Genomic DNA, 2,383 nt, shown 5'->3' on the forward strand with positions numbered 1-2,383 from the left:
CCCTCTCAGGACACCGAGACCAGTACCCGGGCGTAACCGTATGGCCCCGTCTGGTCCGCGGGCGCACCCGCCCGACACTGATCGAAGCGAGCGCGGACGCCCAACTGCTGGTAGTCGGTGCACGCGGGCACGGCGGATTTGCCGGCCGGCTCCTGGGATCAGTCAGCCAGGCCGTCCTCCATCACGCCCGCTGCCCGGTCGCTGTGGTGCGCTCCGGCCTCTGACCGCCTGCTGCGGCGACACACGTCGCCTGCCGCTCGGAGCATGCCGACAGGCGGAGGAGAGCGGGGCCGTGCTGGTACTGGCGTGTGTGCCCGAGCCGTTGCGGCGCCTTCTCCAGATGACGGGGCCGATCAAGTTCTGCGGGCCCATGACACCGTCGCCGACGCGGAACCGGCCCTCGGAAGCTGAGTGCCCGTTTCACCAGTCCTGTGGTCCGGCAGGCTGGTGTGATCTGCCCGGTTCGGGGCATTCGGGGACTGGGGAGATCTGTTGCGATCGAAAGCGATCAAGCATGGCGGTAGTACAGAGGCCCGGCATTCTGACGGCGGCGACAGACAACGATGCCCATACGTGCGCCAACGCCGCGGCACTTCTCGTTTCGCCGGTCAATTCACACAACGAGTGGGACCCGCTGGAGGAGATCATCGTCGGGCGTCTCGATGGCGCGGCGATCCCCTCCAACCATCCGGTCGTGACCTGCAACATCCCGCCATGGGCAGCGCGGTTGCAGGGGCTTGCCGCCGGCTTCAGGTATCCGCGCATGTTGGTCGAGCGGGCGCAGTATGAGCTCAATCAGTTCATTGCTCTCCTGCAGTCCCTCGGCATCACGGTCAGGCGCCCGGACCCGGTCGACCACAGGAAACGCTTCAGCACCCCCGACTGGTCATCGCGTGGTTTTTGCAGCACCTGTCCGCGGGACGGCATGCTCGTGATCGGCGATGAAATCATCGAGACCCCGATGGCATGGCCGTGCCGGTACTTCGAGACCCATTCCTATCGCGCGATCCTCAAGGACTACTTCCGGCGCGGCGCGCGCTGGACGGCCGCACCGAAGCCGCAGCTCACCGACGCACTGTTCGAGGCGGATTTCCGTATCCCCGAGGCCGGCGAGCCCATGCGCTACGTCCTGACCGAGTTCGAGCCGGTGTTCGATGCGGCGGATTTCGTGCGCGCGGGACGCGACCTCTTCGTTACGCGAAGCAACGTCACCAACCAGATGGGCATCGATTGGCTGCGCCGCCATCTCGGACCTGGCTATCGCATCCACGAGATCGAGAGCCGCTGCCGTACGCCGATGCACATCGACACGACGTTTGTCCTGCTCGCGCCCGGCAAGGCACTGGTCAATCCTGTATACATCGACGTCGACCGCCTGCCTGACGTTCTGAGCTCGTGGGACATCCTGATCGCCCCCGAGCCCAACCCGATCGACGAGCGCTTGCTCAAGATCACCTCGATGTGCGGCAAGTGGCTCAGCATGAACGTTCTGATGATCGACGAAAAACGGGTGATCGCGGAGCAGCACCACACCGACATGCTGCGCGCGCTCGAAAAATGGGGGTTCGAGCCGATCCCGTGCAACCTGCTGCACTACGCGCCGTTCGGCGGCTCATTCCACTGCGCGACACTCGATATCCGACGTCGCGGAACGCTCGAATCCTATTTCGATTGATCTGCCCACCGATCGTAAGTGCCAAAGGTTCACACGCGGCGTCTTAACTGAGAGGTCGTTCACCTTGGAATTTGCGGTCGATCCAGTGATGCCAGGTCACGCCAGGAGACGGTGGCCTCGCCGGTGAGGGACGCTGTTGGTTAATTCGGGCCCGAGCGTGACGTCGGCCGCCCGGACCTATGTGTGGTGCGGGTTGCCGTCGTTGTTGGGTGGGGGGGGTGTCGGGGTCGTTGCGGCGGGGGGGGGCCCGGAGAGATTCCGGTTGAGACGGTGCGGGTGGCGCGGGCGGCGTATCGAACCCACCGGACGAAGACGCACTCACCACCCTGCGCCGGGCGCTGACCCAAGGGCTGGAGACCGTATACGCCACCGACAAGGAAGCCCTCCTGGTCCGCACCCGGCTCGTCCTGAAGACGCCTGCCCTCCGCGCCCGGGTCTGGGAGGAGCATTACGCCACCGAGCAACTGTTCGCCCAAGTCGCCGCCCGCCAGCCGGAAGCCGACGCTCTGCGCACGCGTGTTCTCGTCGCCGCACTGGCCGCGCTGACCACTGCCCTCACGGCACTCGGCTCTGTCCACCTGGCTATGCGCGGGCGCGGACCCCGCCGAGGTCGCCCAGCGGGCTGGTCCCTCGGGCTTGTACGGCTCGGGGTGGTCGAGGAACTGCTCCCCGCGCCCGCGGGGATGGTCCCTGCCCGGGGTGATCGAC

The 2,383-nt window shown here is 66.3% G+C and carries 2 protein-coding genes and 1 pseudogene; all 3 read left to right on the plus strand.

The genetic code is table 11. The features are described from left to right. Positions 1-224: universal stress protein (locus ACZ3H8_RS40755; protein ID WP_467410422.1), on the plus strand; the 224-nt coding region annotated here is incomplete at its 5' end. A 290-nt stretch (positions 225-514) separates the two neighbouring features. Continuing rightward, on the plus strand, positions 515-1,675 hold the full coding sequence (locus tag ACZ3H8_RS40760) for an amidinotransferase (protein ID WP_467410424.1): 1,161 nt from the start codon (positions 515-517) through the stop codon (positions 1,673-1,675). A 350-nt stretch (positions 1,676-2,025) separates the two neighbouring features. After that, positions 2,026-2,181: pseudogene (locus ACZ3H8_RS40765) on the plus strand (acyl-CoA-like ligand-binding transcription factor); the annotation flags it as partial. Between the last annotated feature and the right edge of the window lie 202 nt (positions 2,182-2,383).

The sequence above is a fragment of the Streptomyces sp. NPDC002868 genome, from assembly GCF_055563295.1.

Excerpts from the sequence above, each read along its gene's own strand:
- ACZ3H8_RS40760 (WP_467410424.1), top strand. The coding sequence starts at position 515 with ATGGCGGTAGTACAGAGGCCCGGCATTCTGACGGCGGCGACAGACAAC.